The 25,531-nt window shown below is 66.5% G+C and carries 17 protein-coding genes; 8 read left to right on the top strand and 9 right to left on the bottom strand.

The window, feature by feature from the left end:
- Positions 1–2 precede the first annotated feature (2 nt).
- The 3 genes from AC3WUT_RS25330 to AC3WUT_RS25320 form a co-directional block, all read right to left on the bottom strand.
- Complete coding sequence (locus AC3WUT_RS25330; protein WP_492349838.1) at positions 3–1,175, bottom strand: efflux RND transporter periplasmic adaptor subunit; 1,173 nt, start codon at positions 1,173–1,175, stop codon at positions 3–5.
- Positions 1,176–1,201: 26 nt separating this feature from the next.
- Positions 1,202–2,575, bottom strand: a complete 1,374-nt coding sequence (locus AC3WUT_RS25325; RefSeq protein ID WP_492349837.1) for a TolC family protein — start codon at positions 2,573–2,575, stop codon at positions 1,202–1,204.
- Positions 2,576–2,769: 194 nt separating this feature from the next.
- Positions 2,770–3,126, bottom strand: coding sequence for a hypothetical protein (locus AC3WUT_RS25320; protein WP_492349836.1), 357 nt, complete (start codon positions 3,124–3,126; stop codon positions 2,770–2,772).
- A gap of 220 nt (positions 3,127–3,346) precedes the next feature.
- On the opposite strand from AC3WUT_RS25320, the gene AC3WUT_RS25315 reads away from it, so the two are divergent.
- A complete protein-coding gene (locus tag AC3WUT_RS25315; protein WP_492349835.1) occupies positions 3,347–6,991 on the top strand; it encodes a hybrid sensor histidine kinase/response regulator in 3,645 nt (1,214 codons plus the stop codon).
- Entirely contained in the window at positions 6,988–7,983 is a 996-nt protein-coding gene (locus tag AC3WUT_RS25310; RefSeq protein ID WP_027478163.1) for a response regulator transcription factor, read from the top strand. The genes AC3WUT_RS25315 and AC3WUT_RS25310 overlap by 4 nt, the downstream gene beginning before the upstream one ends.
- Before the next feature lie 33 nt (positions 7,984–8,016).
- On the opposite strand, the gene AC3WUT_RS25305 is transcribed toward AC3WUT_RS25310, so the two are convergent.
- The 4 genes from AC3WUT_RS25305 to AC3WUT_RS25290 all read right to left on the bottom strand — a co-directional run bounded on the left by AC3WUT_RS25305 (position 8,017) and on the right by AC3WUT_RS25290 (position 13,675).
- Positions 8,017–9,942 carry an alkyl/aryl-sulfatase gene (locus AC3WUT_RS25305; protein WP_492349834.1) on the bottom strand — a complete coding sequence of 642 codons (1,926 nt, stop codon included), beginning with the start codon at positions 9,940–9,942 and terminating at the stop codon, positions 8,017–8,019.
- Between the two features lie 117 nt (positions 9,943–10,059).
- Positions 10,060–11,121 (bottom strand): Bug family tripartite tricarboxylate transporter substrate binding protein, encoded by a 1,062-nt coding sequence (locus AC3WUT_RS25300; protein WP_492349833.1) that lies wholly within the window; start codon positions 11,119–11,121, stop codon positions 10,060–10,062.
- Between the two features lie 38 nt (positions 11,122–11,159).
- Positions 11,160–12,518 (bottom strand): DUF1254 domain-containing protein, encoded by a 1,359-nt coding sequence (locus AC3WUT_RS25295; protein ID WP_492349832.1) that lies wholly within the window; start codon positions 12,516–12,518, stop codon positions 11,160–11,162.
- A 62-nt stretch (positions 12,519–12,580) separates the two neighbouring features.
- Complete coding sequence (locus AC3WUT_RS25290; RefSeq protein ID WP_492349831.1) at positions 12,581–13,675, bottom strand: porin; 1,095 nt, start codon at positions 13,673–13,675, stop codon at positions 12,581–12,583.
- Positions 13,676–13,836: 161 nt separating this feature from the next.
- Between AC3WUT_RS25290 and AC3WUT_RS25285 the strand changes: the two genes are divergently transcribed.
- Positions 13,837–14,586, top strand: a complete 750-nt coding sequence (locus AC3WUT_RS25285) for a Crp/Fnr family transcriptional regulator (RefSeq protein WP_492349830.1) — start codon at positions 13,837–13,839, stop codon at positions 14,584–14,586.
- Between the two features lie 75 nt (positions 14,587–14,661).
- Here AC3WUT_RS25285 and AC3WUT_RS25280 read toward each other — a convergent pair whose 3' ends face one another.
- Complete coding sequence (locus tag AC3WUT_RS25280; RefSeq protein ID WP_492349829.1) at positions 14,662–15,933, bottom strand: Glu/Leu/Phe/Val family dehydrogenase; 1,272 nt, start codon at positions 15,931–15,933, stop codon at positions 14,662–14,664.
- Positions 15,934–16,229: 296 nt separating this feature from the next.
- Between AC3WUT_RS25280 and AC3WUT_RS25275 the strand changes: the two genes are divergently transcribed.
- Positions 16,230–17,030, top strand: a complete 801-nt coding sequence (locus AC3WUT_RS25275; RefSeq protein WP_492349828.1) for an N-acyl amino acid synthase FeeM domain-containing protein — start codon at positions 16,230–16,232, stop codon at positions 17,028–17,030.
- Here the strand turns inward: AC3WUT_RS25275 and AC3WUT_RS25270 are convergent.
- Positions 16,998–19,598, bottom strand: coding sequence for an EAL domain-containing protein (locus AC3WUT_RS25270; protein WP_492349827.1), 2,601 nt, complete (start codon positions 19,596–19,598; stop codon positions 16,998–17,000). The two genes, AC3WUT_RS25275 and AC3WUT_RS25270, sit on opposite strands and share 33 nt — an antisense overlap.
- A 738-nt stretch (positions 19,599–20,336) precedes the next feature.
- Here AC3WUT_RS25270 and urtA point away from each other — a divergent pair.
- From urtA to urtD, 4 genes are all read left to right on the top strand, one after another.
- On the top strand, positions 20,337–21,602 hold the full coding sequence (urtA, locus tag AC3WUT_RS25265) for an urea ABC transporter substrate-binding protein (RefSeq protein WP_492349826.1): 1,266 nt from the start codon (positions 20,337–20,339) through the stop codon (positions 21,600–21,602).
- 154 nt (positions 21,603–21,756) lie between these two features.
- Entirely contained in the window at positions 21,757–23,343 is a 1,587-nt protein-coding gene (gene urtB / locus AC3WUT_RS25260) for an urea ABC transporter permease subunit UrtB (protein ID WP_492349825.1), read from the top strand.
- A 28-nt stretch (positions 23,344–23,371) separates the two neighbouring features.
- Positions 23,372–24,499, top strand: a complete 1,128-nt coding sequence (urtC, locus tag AC3WUT_RS25255) for an urea ABC transporter permease subunit UrtC (protein WP_492349824.1) — start codon at positions 23,372–23,374, stop codon at positions 24,497–24,499.
- Complete coding sequence (urtD, locus tag AC3WUT_RS25250) at positions 24,496–25,377, top strand: urea ABC transporter ATP-binding protein UrtD (protein ID WP_492349823.1); 882 nt, start codon at positions 24,496–24,498, stop codon at positions 25,375–25,377. Before urtC ends, urtD begins: the two co-directional genes overlap by 4 nt.
- The last annotated feature ends 154 nt before the right edge of the window (positions 25,378–25,531 follow it).

The following is a 25,531-nucleotide window of genomic DNA, read 5'->3' as shown; positions in this document are numbered from 1 at the left end:
GCTTACTCCAGTTCGGCGCGCTTGCGCTCGTTGTTCAGGTGGAAGGCCCCTTCGACCACCACCTCGCTGCCCTCGGGCAGGCCCTTGAGCAACGGGCGCTGGGCGCCGCTGGCGGCCCCCAGCTCGACCGGCATGAGGCGGTAGCGGCCCTCGGCCTGGCGCACGAACACGTGGTCGCGGTCGTTCTCGCGCACCACGGCGGCGGCGGGCACGGCCAGCACCTGCTGGGGTGCGGCGGCGATGCGCATGGTGGCCAGCATCTGTGGCTTGAGGTCGCGACGGGCGTTGTCGACCTGGGTGCGAATGGTGACGGTGCGGGTCTCCGGCGAGACGGTGTCGCCCACGTAGACGATCTTGCCTCGCAGGCGCTGCGCCCCCAGGGCCGGCACCTCGATCTCCACGGCCTGGCCCGGCTGCACCGAGCGTGCCGCCTGTTCGGGCAGGCCGCCCACCACCCAGACATTGCCCAGGTCGGCCACGGTGAACAGGGGGTCACCCGGCTGGGCCACCTGGCCTCGGCTCACCTGGCGTTCAATCACCACGCCCGACAGCGTGGCCACCACGGCCGTCTTGGCCGCCAGCGTGCCCTGGCTGCGCAATTGCTCGATGGCGCCCGTAGGCAGTCCCATCAATTGAAGTTGGTCGCCGGCGGCGCGCAATTCGGCGCGGGCGATGCTCAGCTCGGATTCGCGGCGCTGCAGTTCGGCCGAGCCGATCACGTCGGCCTGGATCAGCTGACGAGCGCGCTCCACAGCCCGTTCGGCCAATTGGCTGGCGGCGTGGGCGCGCAGGTAGGCCAACTGGGCCGTGGTCAGCTCGGGGCTGGCCACGTGAGCCAGGGCCTGGCCGGTCTTGACGCGGTCGCCCACCTCGGCCAGCACATCGGTCACCCGGCCGGTGACCGAAGCCCCGATGCGGGTCACCAGGCGGTCATTGGCCTCGATGCGGCCGGCCACGTCCTGGGTGGGCACCAGGTCGACCGGGGCCAGTTTCTGCACCTTGAACTGGACCGCCATCTCGGGCTTGACGCGCACCTCCATCGGGTCGGTGGCGGGGGCCTCTGCGACAGGTGCGGGCTTGTCGGCCGGGCCGCAGGCGCTCAAGGTGAAGGCGCAGAGCAAGGCCAATGTCAGCGTGCTCAGGGTGGCCAGGGGAGGGAACGTGAATGCGTTCATGATGGGTTTCATGGAAAGAGGGGGCGTCAGGGCTGGTGGGAGGTGGCGGTCGGGCCGGCCGGCGTGGGGGGGGCGGTGGTGGCGGCGGGGAACTCGGGCTCGCCGTGGCGGCCGGCCAGCAGTTCGAGTTCGATGCGCGCCACTTGCTGTTGGTAGCGCGCATCCAGCAGGTCGGCGCGCACGCTGCGCAGCACGCGCTGAGCGTCCAGCACATCGAGGATGCCGCGCTCGCCATAGCGGTAGGCGGCCTGGGCCACGCGCAGCGCAGCCTCGGCTTCTCGCACGGCGCCCTGGCTCAGGGCCTCGGTGCGCCCGCGGGCCAGCTCCAGGGATTTCCAGGCCAGCAGCACCTGCTGGCCCAGTTCGGCGCGGCGCCCGTCCAGGCGGCCCTGCAGGCGCAACAGCTCGGATTCGGCCTCGGCACGGGGGCCGCTGCGCGTGTCCAGCAGCGGGATCTGCACACTCACCCCCAACTGGTTCTGGCGGATCTCGGGGTCACGGGTCTGGCTGTAGCGCAGTTCCAGCCCGGGCCAGCGGCTGGCCCTGGCCTCGGCCAGGCGGGCCTGGGCGCGCTCGATCTCGGCCTGCAGGGCGCGCAGTTCCGGGTTGCGCTCATGGGCCTGGGCGCGCAGCGCGCTCAGGCTGGGCAGCGTCGGTGCATCGTCCAGCGAGGCCTGCAGTCGCCAGCGCTCGGGCAACTGGCCGGCGGCCAGGCGGTTCAGACTCAGCAAGGCCTGTTCGGCCTGCAGGGCCGCGCTTTGCTGGCGCTGGCGGGCGTTGATGATTTCAGCGTCGGCCTTGATGATTTCGTAGCGCGGGGCCTCGCCGCTGTCCACCCGCAGGCGCACGCGTTCTCGCACCTGCTCCAGCAAGGCCAGCGATTCGCTGGCGCTGGCGGCTTCGGCCTGGCGCAGCAGGGCTTCGTAGGCGCGCAAATGCACCTGGGCGATCAGGGCCTGGCGCGTGATTTCGGCCTGTTCGGTGCTGCCCTTCACCCCGGCCCGGGCGGCGTCCTGGCGGGCGCTGCGCAGGGCCGGGTTTTCGATCAACTGCGACACCGCCCAGGTTTGCACTTGGCCCGGTGTGGCCGCGGGCAGGCGGGCACTGTTGTGGCCGCCGCTCACCTCCAGCCGTGGGTTGGGCAGGGCGGCGGCGCTGGTGACGCCGGCGGCGGCGGTCTGGCGCGCCTGCAGGGCGGCTAGCAGTTCGGGGTTGTGCTCCAGCACCCGTCGGGTGAGTTGTTCCAGGCTCATCACCGGCGTGGCGTCTGTGCGGTGGCTGGGCGTGGGCATTGTCTGGGCCTGGACCAGATGGGGGGCGATGCTGCCCAGCGACAGGGCTGCGGTGAGCAGCGCCAGTCTGGGCAGGCGCCGTGGCAGGGAAGAATCAAAAGCGTGCATGGCTTGGGCGGCACAGGGCCGTGAAGAAAAGCGGGTGGGCCGGCCCACAGGCGCCAAGCCTGGGGCCGTGCGTGCGCAACGCGCTCAGGCGTTGCGGGTCCGGCGCTCGCGTCAGCGGCGGCCGGATCGGCAGGCGATGTCAGTCGACAGGGAGGGGGGGAGGGTGGCGCCGGGCCGTCAGGCGGGCGCGGGCCTCAGGCGGCCAGGCGTGGCGGGCGCAGCAGGGGCCGGGGGCAGACGCTGCTCAGCCGCACCGAGAAGAGCGCGGGGGCGCTGGTGTGGAGAGGGGTGTCCAGGTGGGGCTCTTCGGGCGCCCAGAACATTTCGGTGCGGTCGTCGTTGGTGACCGGGGGTTGGTACAGGCGCACGGCCGTGCGCAGCTCTTCGTCCAGCGTGTCTGGCTCGTCGGCCATCACCTCGCAGGGCGAGGTCACCAGCAGCACATCCCCTTGCAGCAGCTCGGGCTCGCCTGCCCAGGCCGTGTTCTCGCTCTGCAGCAGGGTCGAGCCGAGCAGCAGCACTGAGAGCAGGCAAAGCAGAAGCAGACGCATGGTGAACGGGGAAGAGCCGGTTTTCTGGAGTGGGAACACGCTGGATTGTGTTCGCTGCAGCGCACAAGTTCCCGCTCGATGCAAAAAAACCTGGCAGATCGCAGGGATGCGAGCGTTTCGCGGCGCATGGCATGAATGCTGCACCGCTCTGGGGCATGGCAGGGGACCGGGGCGGTACCCGGAGGCCCGCGACAGGATCAGACCAAGGAGTTCAGCACGCATGAGGGCATCCGAAAGACCCATCGGGCAGAGCGGTTCAAGTGGCCCCAGCGGGCCAGGTGGCCCATTGGGCCAGACCGCCTTGCTCTCGGCCGGGCCGGACGTCGACGCGCCCGTGAGCGCCGATGCCGGCGCGCCGCAGCAGGTGGTCAAGATCCGCCGCGATTACAACAGCTGGGTGGTGCGCGAGACGCTGGAGGACTACGCCTTGCGCTTTGCGCCGCAGCGCTTTCGGCGCTGGTCGATCTTCCGGGTGGCCAACACCGCCTTCGGGGCCGCCTCGTTCCTGATCCTGGAGGCCGTGGGCGCCACCTTGCTGGTTCAGTATGGCTTCGAGAACGCCCTGTGGGCCATTCTGGCCACCGGCCTGGTGATCTTTCTGGCCGGCCTGCCCATCAGCGTGTACGCGGCGCGCTACGGCGTGGACATGGACTTGCTGACCCGTGGCGCGGGTTTTGGCTACATCGGGTCGACGCTGACCTCGCTGATTTATGCCTCGTTCACCTTCATCTTTTTTGCACTGGAGGCGGCCGTCATGGCCTATGCGCTGGAGCTGGCGCTGGGCATCCCGCCGTCCTGGGGCTACCTGGTGTGTGCGCTGGTGGTGATTCCGCTGGTGACGCACGGGGTGTCGGTGATCAGCCGCCTTCAGGTCTGGACCCAACCGCTGTGGATCGTGATGCTGGTGGTGCCCTTTGTGGCGGTGCTGCTGCGCGATCCTGGTGCGTTTGCCGGCATCACGCACTACGGTGGTGAGGGGCGGGATTTTGCGGGCTTTGATTTGCACCTGTTTGGTGCGGCATCGACGGTGGGGATTGCGCTGATCACCCAGATGGGCGAGCAGGCCGACTACCTGCGCTTCATGCCCCGGCCCGACCCGGCGCACCCGGGGCGGTGGTGGGCGGGCGTGCTGGCCGGCGGGCCGGGCTGGGTCTTGGTGGGCGTGGCCAAGATGCTGGGCGGGGCCCTGCTGGCCTACCTGGCCATCACCCACATGGTGCCGCCCGACCGGGCGGTGGACCCCAACCAGATGTACCTGGCCGCCTATGAGTATGTGTTTCCGCGCTATGGCTGGGCGGTGGCGGCGACGGCCATCTTCGTGGTGCTGTCGCAGCTCAAGATCAACGTGACCAACGCCTATGCGGGGTCGCTGGCGTGGTCCAACTTCTTTTCGCGCGTCACCCACAGCCACCCGGGGCGGGTGGTGTGGGTGGTGTTCAACACCCTGATCGCCTTCATGCTGATGGAGATGAATGTGTTCGAGGCCCTGGGCGATGTGCTGGGGCTGTACTCGAACATCGCCATCGCCTGGATGATGACGGTGGTGGCCGATCTGGTGATCAACAAGCCCCTGGGCCTGAGCCCGCCGGGCATCGAGTTCAAGCGGGCGCATCTGTACGACATCAACCCGGTGGGGGTGGGGGCCATGGCCCTGGCCTCGGCCCTGTCGGTGAGCGCCCACCTGGGGCTGTTCGGGCCCTTGGCCCAGGCCTTCTCGGCCCTGATCGCCTTGGGCACGGCCCTGCTGACCTCGCCACTGCTGGCCTGGTTGACCGGGGGGCGCTACTACATCGCCCGCCACAGCGAGGCCCCCCCTGTGGCGGGGGCCGACCCCAGCACCGCCCTGCGCCGCTGCGTGATCTGCGAGAGCGAGTACGAGGCCCCCGACATGGCCCATTGCCCAGCCTACCGCGGGCCGATCTGCTCGCTGTGCTGCACGCTGGACGCGCGCTGTGGTGATCTGTGCAAGCCCCACGCCAGCCTGTCGGCCCAGTGGTCGGGGGCCTTGCGCTGGCTGCTGCCGCGTCGCATCTGGCCCTACCTGGACACCGGGCTGGGCCATTTTCTGTTGCTGATGCTGATCATCGTGCCGCTGCTGGCCACGGTGTTCGGCCTGCTCTACCACCAGGAGTTGCGCACCCTGGGCGACATGCTGCCGGCCGAGCCGCTGGGGCAGCTGTCGCTGCGCACCGGCTTTCTCAAGGCCTACATGGCCATGCTGGTGATTGCGGGCATCGTGGCCTGGTGGTTGGTGCTGGCGCACAAAAGCCGCCAGGTGGCGCAGGAGGAGTCGAACCGCCAGACCCGCCTGCTGATGCGCGAGATCGAGCTGCACCGCCAGACCGACGAGGCCCTGCAGACCGCACGCCAGGTGGCCGAGCGGGCGCGCCAGCAGGCCGACCAGGCCAATCAGGCCAAGAGCCGCTACATCAGCGCCATCAGCCATGAGCTGCGCACGCCACTCAACAGCATCCTGGGCTATGCCCAGCTGATGGGCGAGGACCCCGGCGTGCCGCCGCACCGCAGGCAGGCGGTGAACGTGATCCGACGCGGCGGCGAACACCTGCTGACCCTGATCGAGGGCACGCTGGATGTGGCGCGCATCGAGTCCGGCAAGATGACGCTGGAGGTCCGCCCCATGCGCTTTGCCGACTTCGTGCACGACGTGGCGGGCCTGTTCGAGCTGCAGGCGGCGGCCAAGGGCCTGCGCTTCCAGTTCGAGGCCCAGGGCGAGTTGCCCGAGGTGGTGCGCGCCGACGAAAAGCGCCTGCGCCAGATCCTGATCAACCTGCTGGGCAATGCGATCAAGTTCACGGCCCGCGGTCAGGTCACGTTCCGGGTGCGCCACGGCCGCGAAATGGCCACGCTGGAGGTGCATGACACTGGACCGGGCATGAGCGCGGCCGAGTTGCAGCGCATCTTCGAGCCTTTTGCGCGTGGCACCACGGCCAGTGCCGGCTCGGGCGGGGCCGGCCTGGGCCTGACCATCGCCAAGATGCTGACCGACCTCATGGGCGGCGAGTTGTCGGTGGACAGCACGCCCGGCCAGGGCTCGGTGTTCCGGGTACGGCTGTTTTTGCCCGAGGTGCACGACAGCGCCCTGCAGCACCCGCCGGCCCAGGCGCCAGCCGCAGCGCAGCGCTCCGGATACCTGGGACCGCGCCGGCGCCTGCTGGTGGTGGACAACGAAGAGCCCGACCGCGAACTGCTGGTGCAACTGCTGCAGCCCCTGGGGTTTGAGTTGCGCACCGCCGCCAGCGGCCACGATGCGCTGGACCTGCTGGCCGCCGGCTACGCGCCCGATGCGGTGTTCATGGACCTGGCCATGCCCGGCATCGATGGTTGGGAGACCGTGCGCCGCCTGCGTGCCGCGGGCCATACCCGGGCCCAGGTGGCCATCGTGTCGGCCAATGCCTTCGACAAGGGCCTGGAGAACGACGTGGCCATTGCGCCTGAGGATTTTCTGGTCAAGCCTGTGCGCCACAGCGAGCTGCTCGACTGGCTGGAACGGCGCCTGGGCCTGGTTTGGCAGGGGCCGGGCCAGGCCCAGGACGCTTCGGACGAGGCCAAGCCGGCCCAGATGGCCGTGGAGGCCGAGCCCCTCACGGAGCTCCCGCCCGACGCCGGTGCCCGTCCGAGCGAGCCTCGCCTGAAGGTGTTGCTGGAGGCCGTGACGCTGGGCTACTACCGCGGCGTGATGAACGCCCTGGCCGACATCGAACGCCACGAGCCCACCTGTGCGGCCTGGGTCGAGGGTTTGCGCCCGCTGGCGCGGGGCTTCCAGTTTGAAGCGCTGGCCGAGGCCATCACGGCACAATCGACCTCTTCTGCTTCAGAGCCCGCCCGCCCGACCCCGCCACCATGAACGCGCCCTCTTACGATCAGACCCTGGACCGTGCCAACAGCGATGTGGTGCTGGTGGTGGACGACGTGCCCGACAACCTGGCCATGCTGCACGACGCGCTGGACGAGTCGGGCTACACCGTGCTGGTGGCCACTTCGGGCGAGGCCGCGCTGCAACGCGCCAGCCAGGCCCTGCCGGATGTGGTGCTGCTGGACGCCATGATGCCGGGCATGGATGGCTTTGAAGTGGCCCGCCGCCTGAAGGCCGAGCCCCGCACGGCGCACATCCCCATCATTTTCATGACCGGGCTCACCGAGACCGAGCACCTGGTGGCGGCGCTGGAGAGCGGTGGGGTGGACTACGTGACCAAGCCCATCAAGCCCAAGGAGGTGCTGGCCCGCATGAGCGTGCACCTGCAGGGCGCTCGCCAGGCGCGCCAGGCGGCGCGGCAGGCGGGGCAGGCGCGCAATGCCCTCGATGCCTTTGGCTACGCCAGCATCACGGTGCGGGTGAGCGATGGGCGGCTGATGTGGCAGACCCCGTTGGCGCGTGATCTGCTGATGCGTTACTTTGGCACGGCGGCACCGGTCACGCCGGAGCCGGTGGTGAGCTGGCTGAGGCGCCACCTGCCTGACGCCCAGGCCAGCATCGAGCCGCCGCGCCTGAATCACGACCAGGGCCCGCGCCGGCTCACCTTCCGCCTGCACCAGCAGACCGGCGACAGCGAGGGCGGTGGTGACTGGCTGATCGTGATGCAGGAGGTGTCGGACGACGCGGTGATCGAGGCCATGAGCCTGAGCTTCAAGCTCACGGCGCGCGAGGCCGAGGTGCTCTACTGGGTGGTCAAGGGCAAGATCAACCGCGACATCGGTGACATCCTGGGGGCCAGCCCGGCCACCGTGAAAAAGCACCTGGAGCGGGTGTACGCCAAGCTCGGCGTCGAAACCCGCACCGCGGCGGCCGGCATGGCCATGAACCGCATCCGGCAGTTGCACCCCCAGTTTGAGGGGTAAGGGCCCCAGCCCCGCCTGACGAGGCCGGTGCCTTCAGGGCTCGGCCACGGCAAACGCCGGATCGAAGCGGTCCAGGTCGCCGAACAGCGCCCGCACCAGGGCCACGTCGCCACTGACTTCGATGGATCCGTCGTCGATGGCGTTGGCCAGACCGTCGGCACTGGCCAGGGCCCGCGACAGGGCGGCCCGCCGGCAGCGCAGGGTGGCCGTGGCCGCGGCGCCATGGCGGCCCGGGCGATGGCTCAAGGCCCCGTGGCTGAGGGTCAGTCGGTGCTCGCTGCCTTCGTCCAGCAGCAGCCAGTCGATTCGGGCCTGCAGGTGCGCCACTGCCGGGCCCTTGATGCGGATGGCCAGTTGGTCCAGCACGTGGGTCATGGGCAGCAGCGCCACCACGCCCTGCTGTGCGCCGCTGACCCTGCTTTGGGCTTTCGGTTTGCCCTGGCGCAACTCCCGGGCGGCCAACAGGTAGCTGTTGCGCCAGGTGGCCGATTCGCTCTGGTAGCCCAGTTGTTCGAGCGCGTTGGCGGCCAGGGCCCGCGCCTCGGCGTGGCTGGGGTCGGCAAAGACAGCGTGGTTCATCACCTGCACCACCCATCGGAAGTGGCCTTGCTGGTAGTCGCTGCGGGCCCGCGCCAGCACGGCGTCCATGCCCCCCATGTACTCGATGTAACGGGCCCCGGCTTCGGTCGGGGGCAGTGGGTTCAGGTGGGCCGGGTTGCCGTCGTAGGGCCCCATGTAGTGGGCGTAAATGGCCTGCACGTTGTGCACCACGGCCCCGTAGTAGCCCCGGGTATGCCATTTTTTGTCCAGTCCCTGGGGCACCAGCAGTTGCTCTGCAATCTCGAGTGCGGTCAGGCCGTGTGCCATCAGGCGCAGGGTCTGGTCGTGCAGATAGCGGTACAGGTCGCGCTGCTCGGTCATGAAGGTGTTGACCCGTTCGGCGCCCCACACTGGCCAGTGGTGCTGGGCAAACACCACGTCCACCTGGCCGGCATAGCGGTCGAGGGCCTCGTCAAGGTAGCGCGCCCAGGCCAGGGCGTCGCGGGTCTTGGCGCCGCGCAAGGGGCACAGGTTGTGCAGCGTGTGGCAGGCGTTCTCGGCGGTGTTGAGGGCGCGCAGACCCGGAAAATACAGGTTCATCTCGGCCGGGGCCTCGGTGCCCGGCGTGAGCTGAAACTCGATCTCGATGCCGTCAATGAACTGTCGCTGGCCCGAGGTGCTGATGCTGAGGGTGGGCGGAATCAGGCCGGCTGTGCCTTGGCCCACGGCCTTGCCCAGGCCACTGTCCACGTGCGACCGCACACCGGGGGGCAGTGTGGTGCCAAATTGGAACTGCGCGCGTCGTCGCATGGGCACGCCTGCCAGGATGTTCTCGGACACCACTTCTTCCATGAACTTGTCGGGGGCAATCACCGGCACCCTGCCGGCCAGCACTTCGGCCTCATCGAGCACGCCGCGCACCCCGCCGTAGTGGTCGATGTGGCTGTGGCTGTAGATCACGGCGCGCACCGGTCGGGCGCCGCGGTGCTGGCGGTACAGGGCCAGTGCGGCCCGTGCAGATTCTTCAAAGGTCAGGGGGTCGATCACGATCAGGCCGGTGTCGCCCTCGATGAAGGTGATGTTGGCCAGGTCGAAACCCCGCACCTGGTAGATGCGGGGGGCGACCTCGAACAAGCCGTGCAGGTGGTTCAGCCGGGCCTGGCGCCACAGACTGGGGTTGACGCTGGGGGGCGCGCTGGCCTGATCGAGGAAGGCATAGGGGGCGAGGTTCCAGACCGGCGCCCCCTTGGCACGCGGCACCAGCGCGTGCTCGACCGTGCCGATGAAGCCGCGCCGGGCATCGTCGAAATCGCCTTGGTCACCGAAATCGAGTTGGCTTTGCACCTGACGCTGGCGGGCTTCGGTGTGCGGGTGGGCTGGCTGGGCACCCAGGTCGGGTGCAGGGAGGGCCTGGGGCATCGAAAGCCTTTCAAAACAGGCAGGTTACGAGGAGCCATCCGGCCGCAGTGTGCAGTTGGGCCCTTGGCTCTGACCTCTGGTGCGGCTGCCTGGGCAGGTCGTGCCTTGTGGCCTGATTCACTCGGCCTTCAGACCGAGTTTGAGCACCAGTCGGCGCCACTCGGCCATGTCTTGCGTCAGGGTGGTGCGGAACTCGGCGGGGGTGATGGGGGGCAGCTCGGTCAGTTGCAGTTGGGCCAGGCGCTGGCGCACGGCGGGGTTCTGGAAGGCCTGGTTCAGGCTGCTGTTGAGCTGGTTGATGATGGCCGCCGGCGTGCCGGCCGGTGCAAACAGGCCCAGCCACGAATAGGCCGTGAAGGGGTAGCCCGATTCGGTCAGCGTGGGGACCTGGGGCAGGGTGGGCATGCGGACTTCGGCGCTCAGGGCCAGGGCCCGCAGGCGGCCCTGGCGCACCAGTTCGAGCGCCAGCGAAGCGTCGGCGAAGGCTGCGCTCACCTGGCCGGCGAGCAGGTCGTTGACACAGGCCGCACTGCCTTTGTAGGGCACGTGCACCAGGTCGAGCCCGGTGTCTTGCATCAGGCTGGCCATGGCCAGGTGACCGCCCGACCCCTGGCCCCATGAGCAGTAGCTCAGCTGTTGGGGGTGGGCCCGTGCATAGGCCAGGAACTCGGCCACCGTGTGCACGGGCAGGCGGGCAGACACCACCAGCAAGGTGCCACCCCGGCCGATCTGCATCACGGGCTCGAAGTCGCGCAAGGGGTCGTAGCCGGGCTTTTTGTACAGCAAGGGGTTGACCACCATGGTGGCCGCGTAGGTGAACAGCAGGTGGTAGCCGTCGGGCGCCGCACGGGCCGCCAGGGCGTTGCCCAGCAGGCCGTTGGCCCCGGGGCGGTTGTCGACCACAAAGGCTTGGTGCAGTGCCTGGCCCAGCGCGTCGGCCAGCACCCGGGCCACGGCATCGGTGCCGCCGCCCGCGCTGGTGGGCACGATCAGGGTCACGGGCCGTAGCGGGTAGCTCGGGCTGGCATCAGCGGCCACCGCCTGGGTTGCCAGCCCCAGCAGGGTGAGCGCGCCGACGGCACCGCTGCGCAGCCGTGCGGCCCATGTTGCCGAGGCAGGGGGCTGTGAAAGAGGGGGTGAAAGAGGGGGTGAAAGGCTGCGTTGGATCAGGCGGGTCATGGTGATCTCCGGCACAAGATAGGGGCATCAAGAGGATGTCAGTCGGGCAGGGCCTGCAGCGCCGGAGCGATCCAGTGCCTGGCTTCTGGGCGGGGGTGGTACAGGCGCATGACCAGGTAGAACGGGCCGGCGGGGGTGGGCAACCAGTGGGACGTTCCGGCAGGAGGCTGGTGTGCAAAGTGGATCAGCAGGCTGCCGTCGGGTTCGGGTCGCAGCCAGGGGCTGCGGTCACCGGCAGCATGGCGCCCCAAGGGGTTGTCGTACAGAAAACGGTCAGCGTCGTACAGCGTGACCGACCAGAACGCATCCGCCGGTGGCCAGTGACCGGGCTCGAAACGCAGGGTGTAGCGGCGCTGGCCATGAAGCGGGCGCAGGTCGCTGCTGAAATGGCTCGTGGCATAGACCGCCTCGTCGGGGCTGAGGGCCCCCAGGCCCATGCAGGCGGTGAGGGCGCGAGCCAGGTAATCGCTGCCATAGCGACCGATCACCGTGCTGGTACGCCAGGGCTGGGTGCCGTGGCTTTGAGGCATGCCGTCCAGCAATCGGATGGCTTCGGCAAAGCCCTGGGCCAGGCCTTCGCGGCACCAGGGGGCCAGGGTATTCCAGTCGAACCGGGGGTTGGCGCGCAAACCGGCCTGGGTGATCCAGCGCAGCAGATTCTGGTCTTGTGGCCGGCCCGGGGCCTCGTGCAGGGCTTGGCAGAAATGGGTGAAGAAGCCTGGAGCCAGGTCTTCACCCCGTACCGAAGGCTTGCGCAGGGCGTGCATCACGCCGGTGGTCGGGCCTTGCCAGCGGGCCACCGCCCAGGGCATGTGGGCCAGTGGGCTGTCGGTGTGCAGACGGATGTCCGATTGCAAGGCCTGGGCCGCCGCCAGGTCTTCACCGTCGCGCACCAGCACTCGGGCGATCAGCCACACCAGCCGGGTGGGGCAGGGCACGGTGCGGGCGCCGTCCGGCACCGCCCCGCCGTCGGGCCCCAGCAGCCAGACGGTTTCGCCTTCAGGGGCGCAGTTGAGCGGGCCCAGGTTCATGAAGTTCTCGGTGTAGGCGTCGTACAGCGCCAGCACGAAGTAGCGGCCCGGGTGGGCCGCCGAAGCCGGCACGCTGAGGCCCAGCGGGCCATCGGTCAGCGACAGCCAGGCATTGGTGTAGAGCAGGTCATGGGCCGGCGTCACCACGTCGCGCTGTTGTGCCGTGGCGGGGTGGTTGATGTGGATCAGTGTGTTGATGTCACGCCGGGTGGGCGACGGAACCTGGGTCTGCAGCGTGCAGGTACGGTAGATTTCTACCAGGGGGTAGGCAAACAGGGTGGCTCCCAGGCCGATGGCCCGGGCCAGGCTGACTTGCGGGGTGACGGCTTCGGGGGGCGCCAGGGAGAAGTCGAAGTTCAGGGGCATGGGGGCTTTCGGTGAGGGGCGGGGCGCGGCGCCGAGGGTTGGTGAGGATGCGGGGGGCGGGTTCAAAAGTCTTGCCGCAGGCCCAGCCCCAGCAGCCGCAGGTCGTGGCCGCTGTCGAGCGGGATGCTGACCCCGCCCAGGGTGGCCGAGGCATCGGCGCGGTTGTTCAAAACCATCCAGCGGGCGTACAGGCGGGTGCGCGGCGCCAGGTGGTAGTCCAGGCCCAGGCTCAGGGCCTGCTGGGTGCGCGGGCTGTGCTCGACCCGGCGCCAGACCGCTTCGATCAAGGCGGTGCTGTGGGGGCCCAGGCCCTGCTGCAGCCCCAGCGCGAGCAGGCGCGCCGAGGCCTGCCCGGGCTGGCTGTTGCCCAGGTGCATGAGGTGGGCGTGCAGGCTGCGCCCGGGCTGTCGCCAGGAGGCGCTCAGGGCCTGATGCTGGCTGTGGCCGCCAAGCGGGGCTGGGTTGGCGGCCTGCTGCCGCGCATAGGACAGCGACAGCGGGCCTGGCTGCCACGACAGGGCGGCGCCGCGCAGGCCGCTGCCGGCACCCGAGCTGGCGCCGACGCCCGAGGCCCAGGCCAGGTCAAGCGCCCAGGGCTGGCCGGTCACGCTGGGGCTTCGGTAGCGCAGAAGGCCGTTGCCGCGGGCCGCAAAGGCTTGTTGGCTGGCTTGCGCATCGAGGCTGCCCATCAGGTGCAGGGGCGAGAACACGGCATTGAGCCCGAAGGGGTCGTGCCCGAACACGGCCAGGAACATGGGGGTGTATTGGCGGCCCATGTCGATCTGGCCCCAGGGGCCGGTCAGGCCCAGAGACGCCACCCGGTTGAACTGCAGCCCCCCGCCTGGTGCAGCCCCGGCGCCTGAGGTGGGCGACAGGCCTGCCTCGAGTTGAAATCGGCTGCTCAGCCCCTCACCCAGCGGCTCCGCGCCCCGCAGGGCGATCAGCGAGGCGTTGTGTCCGCCCTCCGCCAGGGCGGTGCCGGACATCGGCCCGGCCCGGACCCGCGCCAGGTAGGCGTCCAGCACCACGTTCAGGCTGAGCGCTGCGGCGCTGCTTTCGGTCTGACCCCAGGCGCAGGCAGAGGCCGCCCAAAGCAGGGGCAGCAGGCCTGCGCACATGGCGGCCCTGGGGCATGGCAAGTCGAGCAGAGGGCGCATCTGTTCTGTCCGTAGAGAGCTACCGTCAATGAAGCTGTCTGCGCCGGGGCGATCGGGCGCAGAAGGGGTAGACCTATGATGAAAAGTTCGATGCCGCAAATCTGTCAGTGCGCCGACAGAGACCCTCACATGGCGCCGGGATGGGCGCCGGAAAGCCCCCCATGACTCTCGAACCGATGCCCTTGCTGCCCCTCGCCAGGCAGTCAGCGCCAGGCAGTGAGCTTGAACTGATCGAACGATCTCTGCGCTGGAACGAGCTGTTCAGCCCTTGGCCTGACGAGGCCAGGCGCCGTCTCGCCAAAGAGGCCCGTCTGCGCACCTACCACCGGCGCACCCAGGTGTTGGCGCATGACCGCCACGCCCGGGATCTGCTGGCCGTGGTGTCAGGCTGTCTGGAGGTGGGTTGCGTGGATGCCGAGGGCCGCAAGTATGTGCATGGGCTGCTGGGGCCTGGCCATCTGGCCCCCTTGGTGCGTCTGCTTGAGGACGAACCCCTGCCTTACGACTACCACGCCCATGAGGATTCGTTGATTGTTCACCTGGCTTGCGACGCGGTGCTGTCGGTGCTGGCCGAGCAGCCCCAGCTGTGGCGCGAGGTGGCCCGGCTGGGCCTGCAGCGCCAGCGTTACAGCTTGCAGGCGCTGCACGAACAGGTCTTGAGTGGTATTCCGCAGCGCTTGGTGGTGACCCTGCTGCGCCTGGTGGACTTTTATGGCGTGGCCGAGTCTGAAGGCCTGGCCCTGCGGGTGCGCTTGTCGCAGCATGACCTGGCGGCCATGCTGGGGGTGTCGCGCCAGACCATCAACCGCGAATTGGGCCTCTTGATCGAGCAAGGCATTCTGGACGCCACCTACAACCGCATCATCATCAAAGACCTGGCGCGGCTGAAGGATCGGGTCCAGTTGCCCTGAACCCGCCCCATGACCCTGAATGCCACGTGCGCTGGCGCTGCCGCCAGGGCGTGGCAGCGTGGGGGCCGCGTGGGCTCAGGGGTAGAGGCCGCGTTCCTGACGGGCGGTCAAGATGCGTTCGCAGGCCACGGCAAAGGTGGCGGTGCGCAGCGTGATCTTGTGGCGGTCGGCCGTGTCCCAGATCTGCTGCAGGGCATTGCCCATGATGCGGTCCAGGCGCTGGTTGATCTCGTCCTCGTCCCAGAAGAAGCTGGAGAAATCCTGCACCCACTCGAAGTAACTCACGGTGACGCCGCCGGCATTGCAGATCACGTCGGGCACCACCAGCACGCCCCGGCTGGCCAGGATGTCGTCCGCTTCGGGCACGGTGGGCCCGTTGGCGCCTTCGAGCACCAGGCGGGCCTTGAGGCGCTGGGCCCGGGCTGCGGTGATCTGGCCCTCCAGGGCCGCCGGGATCAGGATGTCCACCGGCAGATCCCAGAACTCTTCGTCGGCAATCGCCTCGCCGCCAGCAAAGCCGGCCACGCCGCGGGTACGGGACTGTGGCAGCAACTGACTCAGATCGAAGCCGTTGGGGTTGTAGATGGTGCCGGTGTGATCTTGCACCGCCACGATCTTGGCGCCAGCCTCGGCAAACAGTTCAGCGGCCACCGAGCCCACGTTGCCAAAGCCTTGCACGGCGATGCGTGCACCCTGCAGGTTCAGTCCCAGGCGGCGGGCGGCTTCGCGACCCGTCACGAACACGCCACGGCCGGTGGCCTTGACCCGGCCCAGCGAGCCACCCAGGTGGATGGGCTTGCCCGTGACCACGCCGGTGGCGGTGGTGCCGGTGTTCATCGAGTAGGTATCCATCATCCAGGCCATGATCTGGGCGTTGGTGTTGACGTCGGGGGCCGGAATGTCTTGTTGCGGGCCGATGATCACGCCGATCTCGCTGGTGTAGCGGCGGGTGACCTTTTCAAGCTCTTGCTGCGACAGCTGCTTGGGGTCGACGCGGATGCCGCCCTTGGCGCCGCCGTAGGGCAGGTTGACGGCCGCGCACTTCACGGTCATCCAGGCCGACAGGGCCATCACTTCTTCCAGTGTCACATCGGGGTGGAAACGCACGCCCCCTTTGCCCGGGCCACGCGACAGGTTGTGCTGCACGCGATAGCCCTCGAAATGGGCGATGCGGCCGTCATCCATCTCGATGGGCACGTCCACGATCAGAGCGCGCTTGGGGCGCTTCAGGGTTTCCGACCAGCGAGCCAGGGGGCCGAGATAAGGCAGCACGCGGTCGACTTGAGACAGGTAGGTTCCCCAGGGGCTGTTGGCGGTGGGGTGGACATAGGAGAGGGGCTGATTCATGCGGATCTCGCTTGGGTGAACAGAGCCTCTACGGTACGCCCGGTGCTGATCAGTCGCCAAGGGTTATGCACGCCGTGAGGCGGGTTATGCCGTGCCGTTCATGCCGGATATGCAGAGGGTTATGCGCGAGACGCCATGACGCCGGCATTTTGATTTATGTCAATTTTGTTCTTCCAGTGAATAAGCGCGGTTTCCTAGCCGTTTTCGGGGGCTTGCGGATAGAGGTTCCACTCTAGAGTGGATGCGAGCGTTTTAACTCCCACCCCCACCCCCACCCGTTACCACAGGAGGCCTACATGGCTGCAGTGATGAGCTCGTTTCCCGTTTCAGACATCATCGTTCCCGACCCCAGGGTTGCCGGCATCGATCCGGTGCCCGAAGGCGCGACTGCGACGACGGTGCAACATCTGCCCTTCACGGTGCGGCTGGTGCGCACGGAAGACGAGCTGGCCAAAGCCGTGGCTGTGCGTCACGCCGCCTATGCACGGCACCTGCCGGTGTTTGCCGAGCAACTGAGGCAGCCTGAGTTGTCCGATTTCAACTCGGACGCCGTGGTCCTGCTGGCCGAGTCACGGCTTGATGGCTCACCTTTGGGCACCATGCGCATCCAGACCAACCGGAACGATGCGCTGCCGCTGGAGCAGTCGGTGCGCTTGCCTGAATGGCTGCACCGGCGTCGCCTGGCTGAGGCCGTGCGCCTGGGCATCAAGGATGGGGTGGCCGGCCACCTGGTCAAGACCGTCCTGTTCAAGGCCTTCTATCTGTATTGTGTGCAGTCTCAGGTGGACTGCATGGTGATTGCCGGACGCCCGCCAATTGATCGCCAGTACAAGCGCCTGCTGTTTTCCGATGTCTTTCCTGAGTTGGGTTGTGTGCCGCTGAAACATGCGGGCAATCTGCCCCACCGGGTGATGTCCCTGAAAGTGGCGGACGTGGAGCCCCTGTGGCGTGCTTCACAGCACCCGCTGTACGATTTCTTCTTTCATACCTGTCACCCGGACATTGAGATTGAACAGGAAGCGGCTGTTGTGAGGCCGGCGCTGCAGCCCATGTCAGTGCGGCGCTCAACTGCCGAGGTTCATCTTGCGGCCCAGTGAGCCGGGTGGGATCAGGTCGGATGGCAGTTTGCGCTGCTCTTCCAGGCCCGCGACCATGGCCTTCAAGCCCTCGTCCTGAATGAAGTCGGCCGAGGCATCTCCTTGCAACATGTCGTTCGGATCGCGTGATTTCGAGATGATGAAGCCTTGCACGTAATCCACCCCGATGTCGGCCAGCGTTTGCACTGTGGCCGGGTCTTCGGCCCACTCGGCGATGGTCTTCATCCCGAGGTTGCGCGCCAGGCTGACGATGGCCTCGACGATGGCCACATTGGCCGGGTGCTGGTTCATGTTGACGATGAAATTGCCGTCGATCTTGAGCAGATCGGCCGGCAGATCTCGCAAGTACGAGAACGAGGTGTAGCCGGCCCCGAAGTCGTCCAGCGCCACCTTGGCGCCCAGGCTGCGCACCCGGTCGACAAAGCGCCGGGTGTTCTCCAGGTCGTGCAGGGCGACGCTTTCGGTGATCTCCAGGCACAGGCTATTGACGATGGTCGCATGGCGCTGGAGCATCTGGAAGACCTCCTGCACAAAGCGCTCGTCATTGAGCGAAGCGCCGCTGAGGTTCATGCAGACGAACAGGGTCTGCGTCAGCCGACTCTGGTTGGCCTCGATCCAGCTCAGCGTCTGCGAGAGCACCCAACGATCGATCACGCCCATGCGGCCGCTGAACTCGGCCGCTGCAATCAAGCGTGAGGTCGGTGTGAGCTGTCCCTTGCTGTCGCGCATCCTGAGCAGAACTTCAAAATTCAGCGATTTGAACGGGGCATCCAGCGACATGATGGGCTGCATTTCCAGGAACAGCCCCTCGGGCGCTTCACCGGTGGCCGAGAGCTGCTCCACCAGGCGCATCTCTGCCTGATGTTCCTGGAACAGGGGCGAGTTCTTTTCAAAAACCACCAGGTGATTGCCATGGCTTGCCTTGGCGTCACGACAGGCCCGGTCGGCGGTGGAGATCGCGTCCTTTGATTCGGTACCGAGCTGTACCTCGATCAGGCCGATGGAGCCGCGCACGTGAAAACTGCGGTCGCCCACCTTGTAGGGGCGGCTGCTGATGCTGTTGATGATGCCCTGGCACAGCAGAGTGGCGTGTGCAATGCGTGTCTGAGGCATGGTGACCAGGAACTCGTCACCGCCGACCCGGCCGATCGACATCTCGTTGGACAGCAGGTGGGTGACTCGGCTCACGACCTGGCGCAGCACCTCGTCGCCAGCAGCGTGCCCATACAAGTGGTTGATCAGCTTGAATCGGTCCAGATCCAGGTAGGCCAGTGCCAGCGATGCGCCTGGCCGGGTGTTCCAGACGGCTTCTTCCAACACATCCTGGATGGCAGTTCGGTTCAAGGCCTTGGTCAGTGCGTCGTGATGCGCCAGGAACTGAAGGTGGGCGGTGGCCCGCGAGCGCTCGGTGATGTCTTCCAGCGAACCTTCGATGTGCTCGCCCGCCAGGGTCGCCTTGACCAAAAATTTGCTGGCGTTGTCACTGCGCCGGTCGCGGGTGCTCTGGACCTCGATTTCGGCATTCACCCGGGCGTTGAGCATGTGCTGCAGGCGCAGCCAGGAGTCCGGGCCGAAATACTGGTCCCAGCGGTTGCTGCCAGGGGCCAGCACCGCGGGGCCCAGGGCCGAGATCAACGTCGGATTGGCACTCAGAAACGCGCCGTGGCTGTCCAGCGTGAACAGGCCGATGGGTAGTGCCTCATAGGTCTGTTGCAGTTTGGCCTGAGCCTGCAGTCGACGGGTGTGCTCATCACGCATCTGGGCTGCGATGGCCAGAGAGGCCAGCAGGCTGGACGACAGCGCTGCCGTGACGCTGTTGACCGAGCCGATCAGGGACTTGTAGCCCAAGGCTGCGGCGATGACTTCATACAGGCTGGATGCCAGCATCACTGCAATGGAGGCTCCGTACCAGGCGGCTACCGTGGACCTCGTGGACAGCAGGATCCTGAGCAAGTAGAACACCAGCGTCGCACAAGTGATGGTGGCGCAGACCCAGAGCATGGGTAGAAAGGTTGGGAAGCCCAGAAACAACGAGCACGCCAGGACAGGGGGACACGACCATTGCGTGAATCGCATCAGCCACGACCCATCGACCTCCTCCAGATGTTCCTTGAACAGACTCTTGTACAGCGTGACGGTGACCACATAGATCAGGGCCACCGTGATCAGCCTGACACGCTGGATCCATTCCGCCGGGATGGTCATGTCCAGCCATTGGGTGTCCCAGCCCGCTGACAAGGCCGCCATGCGAAGGTTGATGGTCAGCCAGATGGCGAACAGCAGGTAGGTGCTGTTGCGATTGATCAAGGCCGTGATCAGGACGAACACGGACAGCACGATCAGGCCTCCGTCGAGCAGGCCTGAGTTGCGTTCGTAGGATCGGGCCGCGATGGCCAGATCGGCGTTCTTCCACAGCTCCACCGTGAGCCGGGCAGGGCCGATGAACTGGGCCTGGCAGGTCAGTTCGAGATCGGCTCGCCCCTCGGGCACGGGGTAGGCAAAGGCCCTGCGGGAGGCGATCAGATCACCTTGAAGTTGTTCACGTGTGGCCTGTCCGACGGATCGCATGTCAAGGCGGTCCCAACATGCCAGGCTTATCAAATGGCGAGATGGAAACTCAACAGTTTCATTTCTCTCATTTTCTTTTCGATGCAGGCTGAACTGGAACCAGACCGGATTTTCGGACAGTCGGGTATCGAAGAATTCGAAGCTGGGGGCCTTTGCCAGTTGGCGATCTGCCTTCAGAGGGTCTGATGTCGCGGGCTCTTGAAGTTGGGCCTTGAAGCTCAGCCGGTGGCCCTCCACCTCAGGGTGCGCTGAAGGCCAGACCCACATCGCCCAGAGAGAAAACAGGGCAATCGCGACCGGCAACAGATAGGCCGAGAAGCCAAACAGGCCCCGGTAGATCCACCGATCAAGTCGCTGGAATGCAGTGGTGGTCACGGTTGCTGGCAGCGCATGGATCGCTTGAGAAGTGGTGGGGCGACGGGGTTGGCTCGGGACAAGCTTTACTGATGAATCTGGCAAAAACGGCTTCAAACATTATGAAGTGTTTGGGCCCCATCAGTTCGACAGACGGTTGCTTTGATGTAGCTCACGGAGTGATTTCAGGGTGGAAGCTGTTGGGCTGACGCCACGTTGTATCCAGGAGGCCCGGGCAGATCCGGTTCGACCTTGTAGCGCCGCATACGCCACCCGGCGTATTTCCGCATCGCGCCCCGGTTCCTACGATCACATCCGTCGTCACTGATTTCCCAGGCACCCGCCGCAGTGACGCAACGATCCAACCTCAACCGGAGTCCCCTCATGCAACGTCGCTTCACCCTCAAGGCCCTCACCGCCGCCGTCGCGCTGGCGGGCATCAGCGCCATCCCGGCCCACGCCGCCGAAGACACCATCAAGGTCGGCGTGCTGCACAGCCTGTCGGGCACCATGGCCATTTCTGAAACCGTGTTGAAAGACACCGTGCTGATGGCGATTGAAGAAATCAACGCCAAGGGTGGTGTGATGGGCAAGAAGCTTGAGCCCGTGGTGGTGGACCCGGCCTCCAACTGGCCGCTGTTTGCCGAGAAGACCAAGCAGCTGCTGACCCAGGACAAGGTGGCTGTGATCTTCGGCTGCTGGACCTCGGTGAGCCGCAAGTCGGTGCTGCCGGTGGTGGAAGAACTCAACGGCCTGCTGTTCTACCCCGTGCAATATGAAGGTGAGGAACTGAGCAAGAACGTGTTCTACACCGGTGCTGCGCCCAACCAGCAAGCCATTCCTGCGGTCGACTACCTGATGAGCAAGGATGGCGGTGCGGCCAAGCGTTGGGTGCTGCTGGGCACCGACTATGTGTACCCCCGTACCACCAACAAGATCCTGCGCGCCTACCTGAAGAGCAAGGGCGTGAAGGAATCCGACATCGACGAGAAGTACACCCCCTTCGGCCACTCTGACTACCAGACCATCGTGGCCGACATCAAGAAGTTCAGCCAGGGCGGCAAGACGGCCGTGGTGTCCACCATCAATGGCGACTCGAACGTGCCTTTCTACAAGGAACTGGGCAACGCCGGCCTGAAGGCCAAGGACGTGCCGGTGGTGGCCTTCTCGGTGGGTGAAGAAGAGCTGCGCGGCGTGGACACCAAGCCGCTGGTGGGCCACCTGGCCGCCTGGAATTACTTCATGTCGATCAAGAACCCGACCAACGACGAGTTCATCAAGAAGTGGAGCGCCTACGCCAAGGCCCACAACGTGGCTGGCCACAAGGACAAGCCGCTGACCAACGACCCGATGGAAGCCACCTACATCGGCATCAACATGTGGAAGCAGGCCGTCGAAAAGGCCAAGAGCACCGATGTTGACAAGGTGATTGCCGCCATGGCCGGCCAGACCTTCAAGGCCCCGAGCGGCATCGTGTCCAAGATGGATGAGAAGAACCACCACCTGCACAAGTCGGTGTTCATCGGCGAAGTGAAGGCTGACGGCCAGTTCAACGTGGTCTGGAAGACCCCGGGCCCGGTCAAGGCCAAGCCCTGGAGCCCCTACATCGAAGGCAACGACAAGAAGGCCGACGAGCCTGAAAAGAAGTAAGGACCTGACGAGGCCTGATGCAGGGTTGACCACCGACCCTGCTCAGCGCGTGTTCAAGGTCTTAGACCGACCTGCAACCCGCCTTGCAGGTCCCCGGGGCGCCGCGCCGGCCATGCGGCCGGGTGCGGCGCCCGAACCTGATTGCCGAGGCGCCATGCTGACCCGATTTCTCCTCTTACTTGCTGCCGTGCTGACCAGCCTGCAGGCCCATGCCCTGGAGCCCGCACTGGCCCAGGCGCTGGCCGCTGGCGACACCGACGCCCGCATCGAAGCCCTGGCCAAGGCCACGGCCAACCCCGACGAAAAAACCGTGGCCCTGATCCAGGCCCTGGCCGACGACGCCGTCAAGATCAAGGCGGGCGACAAGTCCGTGCAGGTCTGGCTGGTACGCGATGGCAAGGCCATCGACCCCACCACCGGCGCTGAAAGCGCCGTGCCCGACGATGCCGAAGACGTCATCAACAACAACCGCATGCGCGCTGAGCTTGATGCCGCGCTGGCCGGCCTCAAGCTGCTCTCGCCCGACGAGAAACTGCGCCGCGAGGCCCTCAAGACCCTGGAGGCGGAAACCGACGAAGCCCGCCTGCCCCTGATTGAAAAAGCACTGGCCGCCGAAAGCGTGGCCAGCCTGAAAGAGCAGCTGACCCTGGTGCGTGCCCGCATCCTGCTGGGCAGCGCAGACCGGGCCAAGCGCCTGGAGGCGGCCCGCCTGCTGGGCGACAGCCACAATGCCAGCACCAAGACCGTGCTGGTGGAGCGTCTGAAAGACGAGGCCGACCCCGAGGTCAAGGGCGTGATCCAGGTTTCGCTGCAGAAGATCGAGGCCTCGCTGGTCTGGAGTGACCGCCTGGGCGCGCTGTTTTCGGGCATCAGCCTGGGCTCCATCCTGCTGCTGGTGGCCCTGGGGCTGGCCATCACCTACGGGCTGATGGGCGTCATCAACATGGCGCATGGCGAGCTGATGATGATTGGTGCCTACGCCACCTATGTGGTGCAGGGCCTGTTCCAGAAGTACCTGCCCGGCGCCTTCGATTGGTACCTGCTGGCTGCGGTGCCGGTCTCTTTTGCTGCCTCGGCCCTGATGGGCGCCGCGCTGGAGCGCAGCGTGCTGCGTTTCCTGTACGGTCGCCCGCTCGAAACCCTGCTGGCCACCTGGGGCATCAGCCTGATGCTGATGCAGTTGGTGCGTTCGGTCTTCGGTGCCCAGAACGTGGGCGTGGAAAACCCCAGCTGGATGAGTGGTGGCGTGGTGCTCATGGGCAATCTGCAACTGCCCTGGAACCGCATCATCATCATCGCCTTTGCCGCCGCCGTGCTGCTGGGCATGGCCTTCCTGATCGGCAAGACCCGCCTGGGCCTGTTTGTGCGCGGCGTCACGCAGAACCGTCCGATCGCCTCATGCATGGGCGTCAACACGGCCCGCATCGACACCTATGCCTTCGCACTGGGCTCGGGCATTGCCGGTCTGGCCGGCTGTGCGCTCAGCCAGGTGGGCAATGTGGGGCCTGACCTGGGCCAGGGCTACATCGTGGACTCGTTCATGGTGGTGGTGCTGGGCGGGGTGGGCCAATTGGCCGGCACCGTTTACGCCGCGCTGGGCCTGGGCATCCTGAACAAATTCCTCGAAGGCATCGCCGGGGCCGTGCTGGCCAAGATCGCGGTGCTGGTGTTCATCATCGTCTTCATCCAGAAGCGCCCGCAAGGCATCTTCGCGATGAAGGGCCGCTCCGCCGAAGCCTGAACCAGGAGCGAACTCCATGACCATGAGCATGACCCCCTCTTCACGCACCTCCTCATCCTTCACCCTGCCGGCGCCAGCGCCTTTGCTGACCGGCGCCGGTTGGGGCGCCTTCCTGCTGGCCCTGATCGTGGTCTGCGCCGTGGCGCCCGCTCTGAATCTGCTGGTGCCGGTCGACAGTGCCCTGCACCTCAGCGACTACGCCGTGGCCCTGGTCGGCAAGATCATGTGCTACGCCATCGTGGCCCTGGCCATGGACCTGATCTGGGGCTACACCGGCATCCTGAGCCTGGGCCACGGCCTGTTCTTTGCACTGGGCGGCTATGTGATGGGCATGTACCTGATGCGCCAGATCGGCCGCGACGGCAACTACAAGAGCGACCTGCCCGACTTCATGGTGTTCCTTGACTGGAAGGCCCTGCCCTGGCATTGGGCGCTGTCCGACAGCTTTGTGGCCACCCTGCTGCTGATCGTGCTGGTGCCCGGCCTGGTGGCGTTGGTGTTCGGCTTCTTCGCCTTCCGCTCGCGCATCAAGGGGGTGTACTTCTCGATCATCACCCAGGCCCTGACCTTTGCGGCCATGCTGCTGTTTTTCCGCAACGAAACCGGCTTTGGCGGCAACAACGGCTTCACCGATTTCAAGCGCATCCTCGGCCTGCCGATCGCCACCCCCAGCATGCGCATGACGCTGTTCGTGCTGACCGGGCTCACGCTGCTGGGCTTCTTCCTGATGGCGCGCTGGCTGATTCGCAGCAAGTTCGGCCGTGTGCTGCAGGCCATCCGCGACGCCGAGAGCCGGGTCATGTTCTCGGGCTACAACCCGCTGCCCTACAAGCTGACCATCTGGACGCTGTCGGCCGTGATGTGCGGTGTGGCCGGGGCCCTGTATGTGCCCCAGGTGGGCATCATCAACCCCAGCGAGATGAGCACCGCCGCCTCGATCGAGATGGCCGTGTGGGCTGCGGTGGGAGGGCGTGCCACCCTGATCGGGCCGGTGATCGGGGCCTTCATCGTCAATGGTGCCAAAAGCTGGCTGACCGTGACGGCGCCCGAGTTCTGGCTGTATTTCCTGGGGGCGCTGTTCATTGCGGTGACCCTGTACCTGCCGCATGGGGTGGTGGGCCTGGTGAAGAAGATTCGTGAAGGGGGCGCCAAATGACGCCAGATCTGTTGGAACAGGGCGCTCGCCGCGTCGAAGCCCGCATGGCCGCCCTGGAAAGCGGCAAGAACAACACCGAATCGGGGGGCCGCACGGCCGGCTTTGGCCGCGTCATGGTGCCCGGTGAGGTGGACGTGAGCCACGGCCGCATCCTGTACCTGGAGGATGTGAGCGTGAGCTTTGATGGCTTCAAGGCCATCAACAAGCTGTCGCTGGACATCGCTCCCGGCGAGTTGCGCTGCATCATCGGGCCCAATGGCGCCGGCAAGACCACGATGATGGACATCATCACCGGCAAGACCCGGCCCGATGTGGGCAAGGTGTTTTTCGGCAGCACCATCGACCTGCTGCGCTACCGCGAAGCCGAGATCGCCCAGTTGGGCATCGGGCGCAAGTTCCAGAAGCCCACGGTGTTCGAGCACCTGACGGTGTTCGAGAACCTGGAGCTGGCGCTCAAGACCCACAAGGGCGTGCGGGCCTCGATGTTCTTCAAGCTCGACTCGGCCCAGAAAGACCGCCTGGCCGAAGTGCTTCACACCATCCACCTGGCCGATTCGGTGAGCCGGCTCTCGGGCAACCTGAGCCACGGCCAGAAGCAATGGCTTGAGATCGGCATGTTGCTGATGCAAGACCCCAAGCTGCTGCTGCTCGACGAACCCGTGGCCGGCATGACCGACGAAGAGACCGCCCGCACGGCCGAGCTGTTCCTCACGCTGAAGGGCAAGCATTCGCTGATGGTGGTGGAGCACGACATGAGCTTCATCCGGACCATCTCTGACATCGTCACGGTGCTGTGCGATGGGTCGGTGTTGGCGCAGGGCACGCTGGATCAGGTGCAGGCGGATGAGCGGGTGATTGAGGTTTATCTTGGAAGGTGAGGGACTGTTGATGTTTGGCGTCTGCCCTTCGGTGCGCTTTCTTCCTTCTGCTCTTTGTTTGAGGGCGGAGGCCGGGATTGCGGCCCGGCGGCCGCCTCACTTTCTTTGCTTCGCCAAAGAAAGTAAGCAAAGAAAGGCGACCCGAAGTCAGGGC

This window comes from Curvibacter sp. EU05-FHT14A10, from assembly GCF_058791075.1.
Note: the sequence above shows the minus strand (reverse complement) of the source record. Positions and strands in the feature narration are given on the sequence as shown.

What these genes read in the sequence shown, in the direction of transcription:
- AC3WUT_RS25330 (WP_492349838.1), bottom strand. Translation starts at nt 1,175, where the DNA reads ATGAACGCATTCACGTTCCCTCCCCTGGCCACCCTGAGCACGCTGACA.
- AC3WUT_RS25325 (WP_492349837.1), bottom strand. Translation starts at nt 2,575, where the DNA reads ATGCACGCTTTTGATTCTTCCCTGCCACGGCGCCTGCCCAGACTGGCG.
- AC3WUT_RS25320 (WP_492349836.1), bottom strand. Translation starts at nt 3,126, where the DNA reads ATGCGTCTGCTTCTGCTTTGCCTGCTCTCAGTGCTGCTGCTCGGCTCG.
- AC3WUT_RS25315 (WP_492349835.1), top strand. Translation starts at nt 3,347, where the DNA reads ATGAGGGCATCCGAAAGACCCATCGGGCAGAGCGGTTCAAGTGGCCCC.
- AC3WUT_RS25310 (WP_027478163.1), top strand. Translation starts at nt 6,988, where the DNA reads ATGAACGCGCCCTCTTACGATCAGACCCTGGACCGTGCCAACAGCGAT.
- AC3WUT_RS25305 (WP_492349834.1), bottom strand. Translation starts at nt 9,942, where the DNA reads ATGCCCCAGGCCCTCCCTGCACCCGACCTGGGTGCCCAGCCAGCCCAC.
- AC3WUT_RS25300 (WP_492349833.1), bottom strand. Translation starts at nt 11,121, where the DNA reads ATGACCCGCCTGATCCAACGCAGCCTTTCACCCCCTCTTTCACCCCCT.
- AC3WUT_RS25295 (WP_492349832.1), bottom strand. Translation starts at nt 12,518, where the DNA reads ATGCCCCTGAACTTCGACTTCTCCCTGGCGCCCCCCGAAGCCGTCACC.
- AC3WUT_RS25290 (WP_492349831.1), bottom strand. Translation starts at nt 13,675, where the DNA reads ATGCGCCCTCTGCTCGACTTGCCATGCCCCAGGGCCGCCATGTGCGCA.
- AC3WUT_RS25285 (WP_492349830.1), top strand. Translation starts at nt 13,837, where the DNA reads ATGACTCTCGAACCGATGCCCTTGCTGCCCCTCGCCAGGCAGTCAGCG.
- AC3WUT_RS25280 (WP_492349829.1), bottom strand. Translation starts at nt 15,933, where the DNA reads ATGAATCAGCCCCTCTCCTATGTCCACCCCACCGCCAACAGCCCCTGG.
- AC3WUT_RS25275 (WP_492349828.1), top strand. Translation starts at nt 16,230, where the DNA reads ATGGCTGCAGTGATGAGCTCGTTTCCCGTTTCAGACATCATCGTTCCC.
- AC3WUT_RS25270 (WP_492349827.1), bottom strand. Translation starts at nt 19,598, where the DNA reads ATGCGATCCGTCGGACAGGCCACACGTGAACAACTTCAAGGTGATCTG.
- urtA (WP_492349826.1), top strand. Translation starts at nt 20,337, where the DNA reads ATGCAACGTCGCTTCACCCTCAAGGCCCTCACCGCCGCCGTCGCGCTG.
- urtB (WP_492349825.1), top strand. Translation starts at nt 21,757, where the DNA reads ATGCTGACCCGATTTCTCCTCTTACTTGCTGCCGTGCTGACCAGCCTG.
- urtC (WP_492349824.1), top strand. Translation starts at nt 23,372, where the DNA reads ATGACCCCCTCTTCACGCACCTCCTCATCCTTCACCCTGCCGGCGCCA.
- urtD (WP_492349823.1), top strand. Translation starts at nt 24,496, where the DNA reads ATGACGCCAGATCTGTTGGAACAGGGCGCTCGCCGCGTCGAAGCCCGC.